Below are 14,903 nucleotides of genomic sequence, written 5' to 3'. Positions count from 1 at the left end.
GGACAGCCGAACCGCCGTCGCTACTGCCCCACGCCGGACACCGGCCTTGCCGGCGCGGCGGTGCCGGTGTCGACGGGGCTTCCCGAGGCCACGACCGTGGTCGGGCCCTGCTTCTTGGCGGTCTGGGCGACGAACGCGCCCGCCAGTACGAGCGTGCCGCCGATGATCTGCGGCGTTCCGAGGTGTTCGCCGAGCAGCACCCATGCGAAGACGGTGCCGACCACCGCCTCCAGGCACGCGACGACGCCGGCCACCTGCGGCGAAAGCCGGCGTACGGCGACCACACCGGTCAGGTAGGCGAGCACGGTGGCCACCAGCACGACCCAGCCCACGAGCAGGACCGCGGGCACGTCGGTCTCGCCGAGGGCCGCCTGCCGCGTGAGCACCGACCAGTCCATCGACCAGGGGCGGGAGATCGCGGTCAGCACGACGGCGCCGATGGTCAGGCCGTACGCGATGACGGCGACCGGGTCCGGGGCGTCGTCGCCGTCGCTGCCGTGGTCGGCCAGCACGAAGTAGCTGACCTGGCAGCAGGCGGCGCCGAAGGCGAGCGCCAGGCCCAGCGGGTCGAAGGCGAGCCCGGACCACACCTCGACCACCGCGGCCATGCCGCCGACGGCGAGCACGACACCGATCGCGGCGGCCTTGCTGACCGCCTTGCGCTGGACGAAGCGCACCCAGCCGAGCAGCAGCGCCGGGCCGAGGAACTCCACGAGGATCGCGACGCCGACCGGGATGCGGGATATCGCCGCGAAGTAGAGCGTCTGGACACCGGCGACACCGAGCAGCCCGAAGCCGAGCAGCAAGCCGGGGCGGCGCAGCAGGAGCGCCCGGTGCCGCAGCACCACGGGGAGCATGATGAGCGTGGCGCCGGTCACGCGCAGCCACACCACATGCAGCGGGTCGAGCCCCGCCTCGATCAGCGGCTTGGCCGCCACCCCCGAACCGCCGAACGCGAACGCGGAAACCAGCGCGAGCCAGAGCCCGGCGTTCCTCCCCTGAGACACATGCATCGGGCCATGATGCCAGCTCGCGACAGGACCGTCATCCCGGTAGCGGCTGTCGTTCTCACCACGCGGCAGGGGCGGCCGCGCGGCCAGGACCTGCGGCTCGGTCCCCGCCGACCTCAGCACCTGCGCCGCCCGGCTCCCCCGCTCGGCGACGAGCTCGGCCGGCAGGTCGGTGCCGCCGGCCCGCGGCACGCCCCGCTCCGCGGCGTGGACGGCGGCCCCACGCAGGGCCGCGGCGGCGCCGGGCTCCAGCCGGGCGCGTCGACGGCGGTGAACACGGTCCCGGCGCCGGCGTCCTCCACCACGTCCCGCCAGGCGACGCCGTGGCCGATGGTGCGCCGCCCGCCCGCCACCGACCGCGCCGCCCGTACCCGCCGCTCCGTCGACGCCCTCCCACGCCGCCTCCGGGACCGCCGTCGTCCCCGAGGAGGACACGGCGTACGGGCGTGCCCGTCAGGCGCGGGACGGCGGAATGGGACCGTGCGGCGATGCCGCGGGGCGGCGCGGCCTGATGGGGTGGAGGGCGGTCCGGGGCCGGGCGCCGCGGGCGGCTCAGTAGCGGACGTCGCCCTGCAGCAGCGGCGGGTACACCGCGGACGTCTCGCCGTCGACCGTGGTGCCCGCGAACTGCAGCATCGCCCGCATGGCGCCGTGCAGAGGCGCCGGGTAGCCCAGGACCGGGGCGGACACCTCGTCCAGCCGCCGCAGGTGCTCGGGGGCGAGGACGGTGTCGAGACCCGCGAGGTTGTCCTCGAGGTGTTCCAGGCGGCGCGCGCCGACGATCGGGACGACGGTGCCCTCCCGGGCGCGCAGCCACGCCAGGGACACCGCGGCCGAGGTGGCGCCGAGTTCGTCGGCGACGGCGGCGACCGCCTCGATGACGGGGTACTCGTCCTCGCCGGGACCGCCCACGAACGCCGCGCGGGCGGAGTCGGCGACCGCGCCGCCGCGCCGGTACTTGCCGGACAGGAAGCCGTTCTTCAGCGGGCTCCACGGCACGAGCGCCATGCCCTGGTCGAGGGCGAGCGGGGCGAGTTCCCCCTCCACGGTGCGGGCCAGCAGTGAGTACTCGACCTGCAGCGCGACGAGCGGGGTCCAGCCCTTGAGCAGCGCGGTGGTCTGGGCCTGGGCGGTCAGCCAGGCGGGGGTGTTGGAGAACCCGATGTAGCGGATCTTGCCCGCGCGCACCAGGTCGTCCAGGGTGCGCATCGTCTCCTCGATCGGAGTGTGGCGGTCCCAGTTGTGCAGCCAGTACAGGTCCAGGTAGTCGGTCCGCAGGCGGCGCAGGGTCTCGTCGAGCTGGGCGACGATCGAACCGCGGCCCGCGCCGCCGCCGTTGGGGTCGCCGGGGAAGAGGTTGGTGAAGAACTTCGAGGCCAGCACCACGTGCTCGCGCCGCCCGGGGTGGGCGGCGAACCAGTCGCCGAGGATCCGCTCCGAGTGGCCGTTGGTGTAGAAGTTCGCGGTGTCGACGAAGTTCCCGCCGCGGTCCAGGTAGGTCTCCAGGATCTTCTCGGACTCCTCGACGCTGCACCCGGCGCCGCCGGGGTCCTCGCCGAAGGTCATCGCGCCGAGGGCGAACGGGCTGACGCGCAGGCCGGATCGGCCGAGGGTGACGTAGTGGTCGAGCGGCACGGACGTGCTCCTTTGTGCGTCGGATTCTGTCCTCTCCATGCAACGGGAGGCGGCCGCCGCGGGGTAGACCGATCCGCGCGGGCTCTTGCCCGATCCTGCCGACTTCGCCCGGATCGGGCTTGCCCGGTTCCCGGTGCGGATGGTTCCGTGAGGTGTGCGCACCCCACCCGGCGTCCTCCTGGACGAGCTCCGCGACCTCGTCGCGACCCATGCCCGGCCCTCCTTGCGGACCCCGATCGACGGGCTGCTGCTGTCGCGGGTGGCGGCGGCCCCGCAGGACTACTCGCTGACCGAACCGCTGCTGGTCGTCATGGCCCGGGGCGGCAAGCGCCTGCTGCTCGGCGAGGAGGTGCACGACTACCGGGCGGGGCAGTATCTGCTGGTCACCGCGGTCCTGCCGGTCACCGGCCACTACCTGGACGCCAGCCCGCAGGACCCCGCGCTGGGCATGGGGCTGGTCCTGCGCGCGGCCGCCATCGCCCCGCTCCTGCTGGAGACACCGCCCGGCCGCCGGGCCCGGGCCGCGTCCGCCCCGCCCGCGATCGCCACCGGCGAGGCCGGACCCGACCTCCTCGATGCCGTGGTGCGACTGCTGCGGCTGCTCGACCACCCGGCTGACGCCCCCGTGCTCGCCCCGATGGTCGAGCGGGAGATCCTGTGGCGGCTGCTCACCGGCCCCCACGGCGCCATGGTCCGCCAGATCGGCCTGGCCGACAGCGGCCTGTCCCACGTGAGCCGGGCCATCCACTGGATCCGCGACAACTACGCGGAGCCCCTGCGGATCGACGACCTCGCGCGCCTCGCCGGCATGAGCCCCTCCGCCTTCCACCGGCACTTCCGCGCCGTGACCACCATGAGCCCACTGCAGTTCCAGAAGCGCATCCGCCTCCAGGAGGCCCGCTCGCTCCTCATGGCCAAACCCGACGACGTCGCCGGCGTCGGCCACGTCGTCGGCTACGCCAGCCCCACCCAGTTCAACCGCGAGTACCGCCGCCTCTTCGGCGCCCCACCCGGGCAGGACGCCGCCCGCGTGCGCGCAGCCGCCGCCCCCGCGGGCCTACGGCATCTGCCGTGAGGCCTCAGGGCCAGAGCAGCGTGCGCGTCCAGCCGCCGGGGGCGGCGGAGTCGCGGGTGTAGCGGAGGCGGACGTGGCCCTGGGCGGGGGCGGCCTGCCAGAACTCGGCCTCGTCGGCGACGAGGCGGTAGACGGTGTGGCCCTCGGGCACGTCGTCGGGATGGGCGGCGACGTGTCCGGCGGCCCGGCGGCGCGCCTCCTCGTACGCGGCGCGGCCCTCCAGCGGGGCGCTCATCACGCCCGTGAAGCCGGCCACCCGGGAGGCCTCGCGGCGGCCGAGGAAGTCGCGGCGGGCGGCGTCGCGGTCCAGGGTCTCCACCGGTCCGGTCACCCGGATCTGCCGGCCGTGCCGCGGCCAGTACCAGGTGAGGGCGGCACGGGGGCGGTCCGCCAGGTCGCGGCCCTTGCGGCTGGCGGTGTCCGAGGCGAAGTCGAAGGCCGGGCGGTCGAGGTCGACGCCGCGCAGCATGAGCACCCGCGCGGAGGGCCGGCCGCCGGCGTCCGCCGTGCTGAGGGTCATGACGTGCGGCTCCGGGACTCCGTCGTCCAGGGCGTACGCCAGCCAGCGGGCGAACAGCGGCCCCGGCTCCGGGCCCGCGCCGGCGGGATCGAAGGACGGGAGGGGCCCGGCGAGTACGGGCGCGGAGCGCATGCGCTCCCGGAGGGCGTCGGCGGTCACGGGGGCCTGGTCGTCGGTCACACGTCGATCCTGGCATGCGGCCGCCCGGCGCACCGCGGTTCCGCGGTGCGCCGGGCGGCGGTGGTGGGGCCCGTCAGGCCGGGAGGTGGAACTGCTGGTTGGTGCCGCCGGCGCAGGTCCAGATCTGCAGCCGGGCGCCGTTGGCGGTGGACTTGTCGGTGACGTCCAGGCACTTGCCGGAGACGGGGTTCACCAGGGTGTCCCCGCTGCCGCGCTGCCAGACCTGGGCGCCGGTGCCGTTGCAGTCGTAGAGCTGGACCTTGGTGCCGTTGGCGGTGCCGGCGGCGGTGAGGTCCATGCACTTGCCGAGGGCGCGCAGGGTGCCGTCGGTGCCCACCGTCCACTGCTGCGCGGTGGTGCCGTTGCAGTCGTACATCTGGACGGCGGTGCCGTTGGCGCTGCTCGCGGCGGCAACGTCGACGCACTTGCCGCCGAGGCCGGTGACCTGCCCGGTGGAGCCGGTGGGCGGCGGGGTGGTCCCGCCGGTCAGGGTGTTGAAGACGGAGGAGAACTGCCAGGCGCTCTGCGGGGTGCCGCTGCAGCTGTCGGAGAGCTGTCCGTTGGTGGCACAGGCCTTGTCGCGGCCGATCGCCCAGAAGGCGAGTTCCTGGATGCCCTTGGACTTGGCGAAGTTGGCGAGCGTGGTGGCGTTGCCGGTGGTGAAGATCTCGCTGGTGTCGTCGTTGACCCCGATCATCGGGGTGTTGCCCTCCATGGCCCACAGCTGGGCGTCGGACTTCTCCGGCCAGATGGCGCCGAGCTGGCCCCGCAGGGCGGTGGCGGCGTCGGTGGCCGCCTTGCCCATGTCGCGGGTTCCGTCGTAGTAGTCCATCGTCATGATGTTGACGAGGTTGACGTTCAGCCCGTTGCTCTTGGCGTTGGAGAGCAGCTTCGTCCCGTTGTCGTCCAGGCCGTTCGGCATGGACGGCAGGGTGTACTGGACGTCGAGCTTGCGCCCGGCGGCCGCGTACTCCTGCTGAAGCTGGGCGAGCGCCTTGTTGCGGCGGTCGTTGGCCGCGGTGTTGGCGATCGCGCTGCCCTCGATGTCGAGGTCGACGCGGGTGAGGTTGAGGGCGTCGACGACCTTCTTGTACTGCGCCTTGAGCGCGGACACGGTCGTACAGGACAGGCCGACCTCGGTGCCTGAGGCACCGCCGAAGGAGACGATGACGTCGCCGCCGGCGGCCCGCAGGGAGTTGACCGCGGAGGTCCAGCCGGCGTCGGTCACGGGCGTGTCGCCGTTGAACATGGCGTTGCAGCCGCCGCCGTCGATGACGAAGGCGAGCGTGAAGTACTTCAGGCCCGTCGCGTTGCGCACGTTGGTCATCGCCGAGGGCGAGTTCCAGGTCTCGACGTAGGGCGCGGCGTAGTGGGCGGGGAAGCCCGGGCCGGGGTTGGCGGCGGCGCTCGCGGAGCCGCCGGTGGCGACGACGGCGGTGGCGGCCATGGCGAGGACGGCGGGGGCCGCGGTGAGGGCTCTGACGGCGGATTTCAGCACGGGACGGCTCCTTCGTGTGCGCACTCGGGGTGCGCGTCGTGGGGGGCAAGCCGTTGAGGGGTGGTACCGAGGTGAGCGGGGGGTGGTACCGGGGGTGGGGGGATCTGGACAGCCGTTCATGTAGGTGAACATCGCCTCACTACATGAACAGCTGATGGCCGCAGACGTTATGGACTAGACCAGCCCCGCGTCAAGACCCCGGCGTCGCCGGTTCGTTGGACACTGCGAGGACCGCCGGCGGGTCTGCGGGCATGCCTGGTGGCGGGGTCGCCGCCGCCCGCCGTGCGGGCGGCGGCGGCCCCGCCTGGTGTCGTCCGGCCGGGGTCAGGGACCGGAGACGAGGTTGGCCACGTTGTTCGCGGAGTTGGACGGGCCTCCGCTGTTGTTGATGACGTGGCTGATCGTGCCGGTGCCGCCGAGGGAGACCGTCACCATGTTGTGGAAGCGGACCCCGGACACCGCGGGGACCTCGAAGGCCCGCTCGGCGACGACGGACGGGTTGACGTTGAAGTAGCAGTAGCTGCCCAGGCCCCAGGCCTCGTGGCCGGTCACCGACGGGCTGACCTTGTAGGCGTCGTAGCCGCGCGTGGAGCCGTTCATCCAGGCGGCCTGGTTGGGCGGGTCGTACGGCATCTCGTTCTGGAAGAAGTACGTACGGCCGCCGTTGCCGTTCCAGATCACCTGGTGCTGCTGGTAGTGCTCCACGAACAGTCCGTACATCGTCACGTTCGTGCCGTTGACGATCAGGCCGTTGGCGGCGGTGTTGCTGTTCCAGCCCACCCCGCTGCCGTGGTCGGCGCGCCACAGCCACATGTGGTCGCCGATGACGTCCGAGCTGTTGACCACCAGGCTCTGGGTGGCCTTGCCGACGGCCGCGCCGCCGATGCGGAAGAAGACGTCGTGCAGCGAGGTCGGGTCCGCGGTGTGCCGCGCGGACGACCCGGCGGGGCCGACCTGCATCAGCGTCTGCGAGTTGGTGGTGCCCGCGTCGATGAGCAGTCCGGCGATCTTGACGCCGTCGACGTCCGCGACGTTCACCGCGGTGATGCCGTTGTCCGGGATCACGGTCGCCAGACCCAGACCCAGCACGACGGTGCCGGCGCGGTTGACGTTCAGCGTCTGGTTGAGGTGGTAGACGCCGGGCGTGAACAGCAGGTTCTTGCCCTGGGCGAGGGCTCCGTTGATGTCGGTGGCGGTGGCGCCGGGCTTGACGACGAAGAACTGGTCGAGCGGCAGCGAGCTGCCCGCCGGGTTGCCGCCCGCCCAGGTCGTGCCCTGGGTGTTGGTGCGCAGCGAGGGGACGAAAACCTTGTAGGCGCCGGCCGAGTCCACGTACAGGAACGGCTTCTCACGGGTCACCGGGGACTGCGCGACGGTGGTGTAGGGCGGGTTCGGGAAGCTGTTCGAGGGCGCGTTGACGTCGCCGACGAAGACCATGTTCCAGTTCGAGCCGGTCCAGCTGCCCCACTGGCTGTTCCGCGACAGCCACTGCTGCTGCGAGCCGGAGCGCACCTGGCCGTCGATCTTGGAGTCGGCGATCAGACCGCCGCTGGACCAGCCGCCGTCGTCCAGCTGCAGGTTGCCGCGGACGTGCATCCGGCGGTACGGGGCCGCCTGCGAGACCGCCCAGCGGTCGGTGCCGCCGGAGGGGTTGACGGAGAGGTTCTCCGCCGAGCGCCAGAAGTTCTGGGTCGCGTTGCCCTGGAACCAGTCGGCCTCGGCGTGCACCGCGCCGTTGATCGTCACGTCGTCCGGCGACAGGCCCAGGCCCGCGACCTGCGTGTAGAAGCCGACGTTGGCGTCGACGCTGTAGCTGCCGGGCTTGAAGAGCAGGGCGTAGCGCTGGGCACCGAACTGGTTGGACTCCTGCTGCCCGAAGACCTGGTTGAGCCGGCCCTGGATCGCGGCCGAGGACATCGACGGGTCGAACACCGAGACGTTCGGGCCGAGGTCGGGGGTGCCCGGCGGGTTCTGCGGGGAGTCGGTGGAGCCCAGGCTGAAGGACTGCGCGCTCGTGCCGTTGCAGGTGTACTGCTGGATGCGGGCACCGTCGGCGGCCGACGCGGCGGGCACGTCGAGGCACTTGCCGCTGTTGCGGTTCACGAAGTGGTAGGCCCCGCCGGCCTCCTCGACCGGCAGCCACTGCTGGTTGGCGCCGCCCGAGTACGACCAGAGCTGGACCGGCGCGGCGTCCGCCGTGGAGACGTCGGTGACGTCCCAGGACTTGCTCGCGTCATTGCGGTTGTTGACGCGGACGTAGCCGTCGCTGGTCGGCTGGAACTGCCACTGCTGCGCGGTGGTGCCGTTGCACGCGTACTGCTGGACCGCGGTGCCGTCGGCGGTGCCCGCCGCGGCGGCGTCGACGCACTTGCCGCTGTGCTTGGCGGCGACGGTCACCCAGCCGGTGGGGAGGGAGGCGGCCTGGGCCTGCGGGGCGGTCAGCACGACGGCGGACAGCCCCGAGGCGAGGAGCGCGCCGAGCGCGAGCGGTACGACGCGGCGCCGGACCCGGCCGCGTCCGGTGGCGCCGCGGGGCGGCGCTCCGAGGATTCTCATGGATGACTCCTGTTGCCGCGCGGGGCGCGGCGCCGTGGGGGGGGTGGGAGCGGGCATGCCGAAGCGTGCGACGGCATGACGAGGCATGGCGGAGGTGGGGGGGTCCGGGCGCACGCGCCCGGCCATGCGACAGCGGCTCAAAGGTCGGGACGACCTTTCTTCACGGCGTGAAGTTAGGCTTCTGCAGCGGACACGTCAAGAGGTCGCGCTACGGATTTCGAACGCCGCCGGATGCGCGGCAGGGTCCGAACTCATCGGCGGGCAGAGGCATCCGCGCAGTTGGCGGCCGGTAGGGAACCGCACGGCCCGCAGGTTCCGCCGGACCCGGGCCGGACAACACTTGAACGCGCCCCGTCCACCGGACCGCCGCACCGGGTCCGCGCCCCCGGACCCCTCGTCCGGAACCGCCGATCAACGAAGGCGACCTGCACGGACATTACTGGTCTGTACCAAAGTCTTGACTGCACCCTTCCTTCACTCCTTAAATCACGAGTTGAAGAAGGCCTCCCCACCGCCTCCCCCCACCGCCTCTCCCCCGCTCCGCTCCCCCACCGGCGCCCCCCACACGCGCCCGCCGACCGGGAAGGACCTCCCCCCATGACCCGTGCCACGACCGCCGCCAGGCGCGTCGCCGCCCGCCTGTTACTGCTTCTCGCCGTCCTCCTGGGAGCCGTCGCCGCTCCCGCCACGTCCGCCCCCGCCGCCGCCCCCTTCAAGGTGCTGGCCTTCTACAACGGCACCTGGGACGCGGCCCACATCGACTTCGTCAAGGAAGCCAACCAGTGGTTCCCGCAGGCCGGGGCCGCCAACGGCTTCACGTACACCTCGACGACCAACTGGAACCTGCTGACCGACGCCAACGCGCTGAAGCAGTACCAGGTCGTCCTTTTCCTGGACGACGCCCCGCCGAGCGCCGCCCAGCGCTCCGGCTTCGAGGCGTACATGCGCGGTGGCGGCGGCTGGATGGGCTTCCACGTCTCGGCCTGGACGGACAACGCGCAGAGCTGGCCCTGGTACTACAACCAGTTCCTCGGCAGCGGGAACTTCCGCTCCAACACCTGGGGCCCCACGACCGCCACCCTGCGCGTCGAGGACCGCGCCCACCCCTCCACCTCGCACCTGCCGGCGACGTTCACCTCGTCGGTGAGCGAGTGGTACAGCTGGAGCAACGACCTGCGCAACAACCCGGACATCGACGTCCTGGCGTCCGTCGACCCGGTCAGCTTCCCGCTGGGCACCGACCCCGGTCAGTCGTGGTACAGCGGCTACTACCCGATCCTGTGGACCAACACCAAGTACCGCATGCTGTACGCCAACTTCGGCCACAACGCGATGAACTACGACACGAACACCGGCCTGTCGTCGACCTTCGCCAGCGCCACCCAGAACACCTTCCTCCTCGACGGACTCAAGTGGCTCGGCACCGGCTCCACGGGTGACCCCGCCCCCACCGACCCGATCTCCGAGACCTCCTGGTACTCCCTGGTCAACGCCGGCAGCGGCCGCTGCGTGGACGCCCGCGCCGCCGGCACGGCCAACGGCACCGCGGTCCAGCAGTACACCTGCAACTCCACCACCGCGCAGGACTTCCGCGTGCTGTCCACCGACAGCGGCTACACGCGCCTGGCCGCCCGCAACGACACCACGAAGGCCGTGGACGTCACGGACGTCTCCACCGCCGACAACGCCGCGCTCCAGCTCTGGACGTACGGCGGCGGCGCCAACCAGCAGTGGAAGCCCGTCGCCGAGTCCGGCGGCCGCTACCACTTCACCGCCCGCCACAGCGGCAAGTGCCTCACCGCCCCCACCGGCGACCCGAGCGGCACCCAACTGGTCCAGCGCACCTGCGACGGCTCGGCCGCGCAGTCCTTCCAGCTCGTCGTCCGTCCCTGACCCGGGCGACGGGATCCCGGTGCCGCCCCGCCCCCACGAGGGCCGGGGCGGCACCTCCACGTCCGGCATCGCGCACCGCTCCAACAGTTCTGACAGTTCATCAGTATTGAAACTTCCGGTCGCGGCGGTTACGTTCCGCTCACCCGCCGACGCAAGGGAGTGTGGTCGTATGGCCGAGGTCTCCGCACAGGCCCGCATCGCGGCTCCGGCCGAGAAGGTCTGGCGCACCCTCACCGACTTCAGTTCGCACACGCAGTGGAGCACCACGCACACCGGCTTCCCCGACGGCGGTCCCGAGCCGCTGGAGGCGGGCGCGACCTACCGGGAGAACATGAAGCTGATGGGCTTCCCCGCCGAGGTGAACTGGGAGGTCACGTCGGTGGACCCCGGCCGCGGGTTCGAGATCACGGGCAAGGGCCCGATGGCCGTGGACCTGCTCACGCGCTACAGCCTGACGCCGGACGGCGACCGGACCGACGTCCGCATCGACGGCTCCTTCAACGGCGCGGCCGTCGCCCTCATGGCGGGCAAGCTCAAGGACACCGCCACCGCGGCCCTCAACGAGTCGCTGCGCAAGCTCGCCGGTCTCGTCGAGTAGCCCGGGACCGGCCGGGACGACCCGGAAGCCGGGGACCGCGGGTGGCGTGCTCGGGCCGCGGGCGACGCAGGCGGCGACGCGCTTGAACCCGCCGGCGTGCTCGACGCCGGTGACGGCGGAGTCCGCCAGGGTGCCGGCGAGCAGCGGGCCCTCGCCATAGGTCTCGTACGGACATCCTCTCCCCCCTGAAGAGGGATTCCCGCCTACCGTGCCATTGAGGGCTGCGGTGTCGGGCGGGCCCTTCGTCCTGACCGGTCGTCACCCATAGGTGGACGATGCGGCATTGATCCGTTGTGCCCGGGTACGGTGGCGCTTGCGCCGGCCGTGCCGGGCCGACGGACCGACAGGGGAGCCCCGCCCATGCAGATCGCCCGCACCGCCACCGCCCTTGCGCTCACTGTCCTCGCCACCGCCGCGACGGCCTGTGATCCCGCCGGCGGCGGCACCACCGGCGACGGCCGGGCCCCCGCGAGCACCCCCGCCACGGCCGAACCGGCCGACCTGCCCTCGTTCGCCGGCATGGGCCTGCAGGCCGCCCAGGACAAGGCCCAGCAGCTGGGCTTCTACCGCCTGGACTCGCACGACGCGCTGGGCCGCGGCCGCGACCAGATCTGGGACCGCGACTGGAAGGTCTGCTTCCAGCGCCCGGCCCCGGGCAGCCGGGCCATCACAGCCACCGTCGACTTCGGCGCCGTCAAGCGCGAGGAGTCCTGCCCCGCCCAGGACGCTTCCCCGCCCGCCTCGGCGGGAGCGACGATGCCGGACCTCACCGGCACGTCCGTGAAGGTGGCCCGCACGACGCTCACCGCCTCGACCGGCATCACCGCGGAGGACGCCTCCGGGCAGGACCGCTTCATCCTCGTGGAGAGCAACTGGAAGGTGTGCTCGCAATCGCCCGCCGCCGGCGGCGCGCTCACCGGGCAGCCGGTCGTCTTCAAGGCCGTCAAGTTCGGCGAGGCCTGTCCGTAGGCGCCGCGCCGCACGCACGACGCCGGTGGCGCGGGACGCACGTGCGTCCCGCGCCACCGGCGTACGAAGGGGTCAGTCCTCGTCGGCGAGGATCAGGTAGAGCTTCTTGCGCGCCTCGTTGACCACGGTCAGCGCCTTGTCGCGCTGCTCGGGCGTACCGGTCGCCCAGACCTGCCGGAAGGCGTCGACCAGGCCGGCGCCCGACTTGCGGATCTCGTTCATGGCCTCCCAGTCGATGCCGCGCCCGGCCTCCTCCCAGGGGGCGTCGGCGCCCGCCTCGGCCTCGGTGCGGCCGGCCTCGGTGAGCGTGAAGAGCTTCTTGCCGCCCTCGGACGCGCTGGTGATCAGGCCCTCGTCCTCGAGCAGTTGCAGCGTCGGGTAGACCGAGCCGGGGCTCGGCTTCCACGCGCCGCCGCTGCGCTCGGCGATCTCCTGGATCATCTCGTAGCCGTGCATGGGCCGGTCGGCGAGCAGCGCCAGGATCGAGGCACGCACATCGCCGCGCCTCGCCCGGCCCCGCGGCCCTCCCCTGCCGCCCCGCCCGCCGTGCCACGGCCCGGGCCCCCAGGGCCCCCCGCCGAACGGCGGTCCGAAGGGTCCGAACGCCGCGCGCCGCCCCTCCTGCTCATGGTCGCCGCGGCCGTGATGGCCGGGTCCGAAGTGTCCGTGTCCATGGGAACGCATGGTGACGCTCCTTCCATCGTCGTACGGTCGCGATACCTCAACGATATATCGGCAACAGTCGCAGAGCAAGGCCCTTCGACCTGCGGAGCCGTGTCCTGTCTCAGCGAAGACGCACCGGTCTCACCGAAGATTGACGACTGAGCTGTTCGTCTCATCGAAGTTTCACCTGACACAGCTGCTGGCTGCGGCTTCCAGGAGCGTGGGTGGCAGGTCTAGTCCGTGTCCGAAGCGGTAGTCGCGACGACGGGGCGCGGCCACGCGAGTGCGGCACCCGGGTACGGCATAAGCTCGGCAGATGGCGAAGTACTTCGACGTGCACCCCGAGAACCCCCAGCCGCGCAGCATCGCCCAGGTCGCCGACACGGTGCGGTCGGGAGGACTCATCGCATACCCCACCGACTCCTGTTACGCGCTGGGCTGCCGGCTGGGCAGCAGGGACGGCATGGACCGGATCCGTTCGATCCGCCACCTCGACGACCGGCACCACTTCACGCTGATGTGCCGGGACTTCGCGCAGCTGGGCCAGTTCGTGCAGGTGGACAATGACGTGTTCCGGGCCGTGAAGGCGTCCACGCCCGGCAGCTACACCTTCATCCTCCCGGCCACCCGTGAGGTGCCGCGCAAGCTGCTGCACCCGAAGAAGAGGACCGTGGGTGTGCGCATCCCGGACCATGCGGTCACCCAGGCGCTGCTGGCCGAAATGGGCGAGCCGCTGCTGTCCAGCACACTGCTGCTGCCTGACGAGGAGGAGCCGATGACTCAGGGCTGGGAGATCAAGGATCGGCTCGATCACGTGGTGGATGCCGTGGTCGACTCCGGGGACTGCGGCACCGAGCCGACGACGGTAGTCGACTTCTCCGGCGGCGTGGCAGAGATCGTACGGCGGGGCGCGGGAGACACCTCGCGGTTCGAGTGAGGCCGCGAGGCCGGTCACGAAGGTATGGATCTTGCCTGCAGCATGAGACGTGCATGCCGCGCCGATGGCACCAGCCTCCCGCCGCTGATTCCTCGGGAGGCTTCTCGGCATGACCGCCGTACAGGGGACCGCCGTCGACATCACGACCGAGGACGGCACCCCCGACGCGTAGCAGTCACTGCAGGTCAGAGCCCAGCTAGGGTACGCGGGGCCTCATCACCGACTGCCCGCGCAGGTGTAGCCACCGTCGCCCCGCCCCTCGCAGCCTCGACAGCCGCGAACGCAGCCGCCTTCCGGTGGATCTTCTACCATCAAGGCAACGACGTCTGGATCCGCCTCCTGGAATTGCACCGCGGCAGTGACCACGACAGCAAGGGCGCCGAGATCTGGTCGAGCCGGCTTCAGTCGAGGCACTGGCCCGAGCCGTGATCCGCTGCTTCGACGAGGTGGCGTGGATCTACGACGAGAGCGGCTACAGGGGCAAATGGGGTGAGCGTTTCCCTCGAAGCGAACTCGAAGCCCTCAGATGTCTCTGGAACGCACATCGACGTGAAGACGGCACATAGCTCACGGTCGTCCGCTGCTCCGGTCTGCCGGGACTGTCAAACGAGTGGGTCCTACAGTCCCTCCTGAGGGACCACCGCGCCGGCTTCCCGCACGGTCCCGCGCACCGAACAGCGGGGCGAGTGTCACACGCGCAGGCGGATCAGCCATACTGCCCGCCGTGGAGCAGAGCAGAGGTCCGAACATCCCGCTCGTACAGGCCGCCGGCATGGATCCGGCACACGTCCCCGGCATCCTCGTTCCGGAACCGGATGGCGACGACAGAACCGAGGCCGCGGCCTCCGGGACCGGCAGTGCGTCCGACGCCCCGGCAGACGTGACGACCAGCACCGTGCCGTCGCCCGCCACGGCCGCGGAGGAGTCCGCCACCGACACCGACACCGATGACGACGAAGCCACCGAAGGCTCCGGCGAGGACCGGGTGTTCGAGGCGGCGGACCGCAGGGGGGCCATCCGGGCGGACCGGCACGGCCTCGTCTTCCGGCTGGACGACACCGAGGCCGAGTTCCGTTGGAAGGAGATCCGTGCGGTCGAGATCGACCTCCCCAAGTGGGGACGTCGCTTCGGCGTCACGGTCTACCTGTCCGAGCGCCGCTGGTTCGAGACGTGGGCCGACGCGCCCAGCCGACGCCAACTGCGGTCATGGGGCGATGAGTTCGACGCGATCCTCGACGTCTACTTCGAAGCCGACACCGAGAGGCACGACTCCGTGGAGGACTAGACGCTGATCCCAGCCGTCGGTTCGACGGCACGATGACGCAAGCCCGTCGACGACAAAAGGCAAGGAGCGCCCGCTCCTTGCCGC

The 14,903-nt window shown here is 71.8% G+C and carries 12 protein-coding genes; 6 read left to right on the top strand and 6 right to left on the bottom strand.

Annotation, left to right across the window (positions count from 1 at the left end):
- Nucleotides 1–20 precede the first annotated feature (20 nt).
- On the bottom strand, nt 21–1,013 hold the full coding sequence (locus OIE69_RS33645) for an EamA family transporter (RefSeq protein ID WP_326578203.1): 993 nt from the start codon (nt 1,011–1,013) through the stop codon (nt 21–23).
- 549 nt (nt 1,014–1,562) lie between these two features.
- Complete coding sequence (locus OIE69_RS33640) at nt 1,563–2,645, bottom strand: aldo/keto reductase (protein ID WP_326578201.1); 1,083 nt, start codon at nt 2,643–2,645, stop codon at nt 1,563–1,565.
- A 154-nt stretch (nt 2,646–2,799) separates the two neighbouring features.
- Between OIE69_RS33640 and OIE69_RS33635 the strand changes: the two genes are divergently transcribed.
- A complete protein-coding gene (locus OIE69_RS33635; protein ID WP_326578199.1) occupies nt 2,800–3,720 on the top strand; it encodes an AraC family transcriptional regulator in 921 nt (306 codons plus the stop codon).
- 4 nt (nt 3,721–3,724) lie between these two features.
- Here OIE69_RS33635 and OIE69_RS33630 read toward each other — a convergent pair whose 3' ends face one another.
- The 3 genes from OIE69_RS33630 to OIE69_RS33620 form a co-directional block, all read right to left on the bottom strand.
- Nucleotides 3,725–4,420 (bottom strand): pyridoxine/pyridoxamine 5'-phosphate oxidase, encoded by a 696-nt coding sequence (locus OIE69_RS33630; protein ID WP_326578197.1) that lies wholly within the window; start codon nt 4,418–4,420, stop codon nt 3,725–3,727.
- A 73-nt stretch (nt 4,421–4,493) separates the two neighbouring features.
- Nucleotides 4,494–5,918: a ricin-type beta-trefoil lectin domain protein gene (locus OIE69_RS33625; protein ID WP_326578195.1), complete on the bottom strand. Its 1,425-nt coding sequence runs from the start codon at nt 5,916–5,918 to the stop codon at nt 4,494–4,496.
- A 324-nt stretch (nt 5,919–6,242) separates the two neighbouring features.
- Nucleotides 6,243–8,474 (bottom strand): RICIN domain-containing protein, encoded by a 2,232-nt coding sequence (locus OIE69_RS33620; RefSeq protein ID WP_326578193.1) that lies wholly within the window; start codon nt 8,472–8,474, stop codon nt 6,243–6,245.
- A gap of 597 nt (nt 8,475–9,071) precedes the next feature.
- Here OIE69_RS33620 and OIE69_RS33615 point away from each other — a divergent pair.
- From OIE69_RS33615 to OIE69_RS33605, 3 genes are all read left to right on the top strand, one after another.
- Nucleotides 9,072–10,367: a ThuA domain-containing protein gene (locus tag OIE69_RS33615; RefSeq protein WP_326578191.1), complete on the top strand. Its 1,296-nt coding sequence runs from the start codon at nt 9,072–9,074 to the stop codon at nt 10,365–10,367.
- A gap of 169 nt (nt 10,368–10,536) precedes the next feature.
- Complete coding sequence (locus tag OIE69_RS33610) at nt 10,537–10,965, top strand: type II toxin-antitoxin system Rv0910 family toxin (protein WP_326578189.1); 429 nt, start codon at nt 10,537–10,539, stop codon at nt 10,963–10,965.
- A 360-nt stretch (nt 10,966–11,325) separates the two neighbouring features.
- On the top strand, nt 11,326–11,934 hold the full coding sequence (locus OIE69_RS33605; protein WP_326578186.1) for a PASTA domain-containing protein: 609 nt from the start codon (nt 11,326–11,328) through the stop codon (nt 11,932–11,934).
- A 72-nt stretch (nt 11,935–12,006) separates the two neighbouring features.
- Here the strand turns inward: OIE69_RS33605 and OIE69_RS33600 are convergent, their stop codons facing one another.
- Nucleotides 12,007–12,618 (bottom strand): PadR family transcriptional regulator, encoded by a 612-nt coding sequence (locus tag OIE69_RS33600; protein WP_326578184.1) that lies wholly within the window; start codon nt 12,616–12,618, stop codon nt 12,007–12,009.
- 295 nt (nt 12,619–12,913) lie between these two features.
- Here OIE69_RS33600 and OIE69_RS33595 point away from each other — a divergent pair, with 295 nt between their 5' ends.
- The gene (locus OIE69_RS33595; protein WP_326578182.1) at nt 12,914–13,534 is read left to right on the top strand and encodes an L-threonylcarbamoyladenylate synthase; all 621 of its coding nucleotides are present in this window, start codon (nt 12,914–12,916) and stop codon (nt 13,532–13,534) included.
- 724 nt (nt 13,535–14,258) lie between these two features.
- Nucleotides 14,259–14,819 carry a hypothetical protein gene (locus tag OIE69_RS33590; protein ID WP_326578180.1) on the top strand — a complete coding sequence of 187 codons (561 nt, stop codon included), beginning with the start codon at nt 14,259–14,261 and terminating at the stop codon, nt 14,817–14,819.
- The last annotated feature ends 84 nt before the right edge of the window (nt 14,820–14,903 follow it).

This window comes from Actinacidiphila glaucinigra (assembly GCF_035918135.1).
Taxonomy (GTDB): domain Bacteria; phylum Actinomycetota; class Actinomycetes; order Streptomycetales; family Streptomycetaceae; genus Actinacidiphila; species Actinacidiphila glaucinigra.
This window is presented reverse-complemented; position numbering and strand designations above follow the sequence as displayed.

Coding starts and splice junctions, on each gene's coding strand:
- OIE69_RS33645 (WP_326578203.1), bottom strand. CDS start 1,013: ATGCATGTGTCTCAGGGGAGGAACGCCGGGCTCTGGCTCGCGCTGGTT.
- OIE69_RS33605 (WP_326578186.1), top strand. CDS start 11,326: ATGCAGATCGCCCGCACCGCCACCGCCCTTGCGCTCACTGTCCTCGCC.
- OIE69_RS33615 (WP_326578191.1), top strand. CDS start 9,072: ATGACCCGTGCCACGACCGCCGCCAGGCGCGTCGCCGCCCGCCTGTTA.
- OIE69_RS33600 (WP_326578184.1), bottom strand. CDS start 12,618: ATGCGTTCCCATGGACACGGACACTTCGGACCCGGCCATCACGGCCGC.
- OIE69_RS33620 (WP_326578193.1), bottom strand. CDS start 8,474: ATGAGAATCCTCGGAGCGCCGCCCCGCGGCGCCACCGGACGCGGCCGG.
- OIE69_RS33610 (WP_326578189.1), top strand. CDS start 10,537: ATGGCCGAGGTCTCCGCACAGGCCCGCATCGCGGCTCCGGCCGAGAAG.
- OIE69_RS33595 (WP_326578182.1), top strand. CDS start 12,914: ATGGCGAAGTACTTCGACGTGCACCCCGAGAACCCCCAGCCGCGCAGC.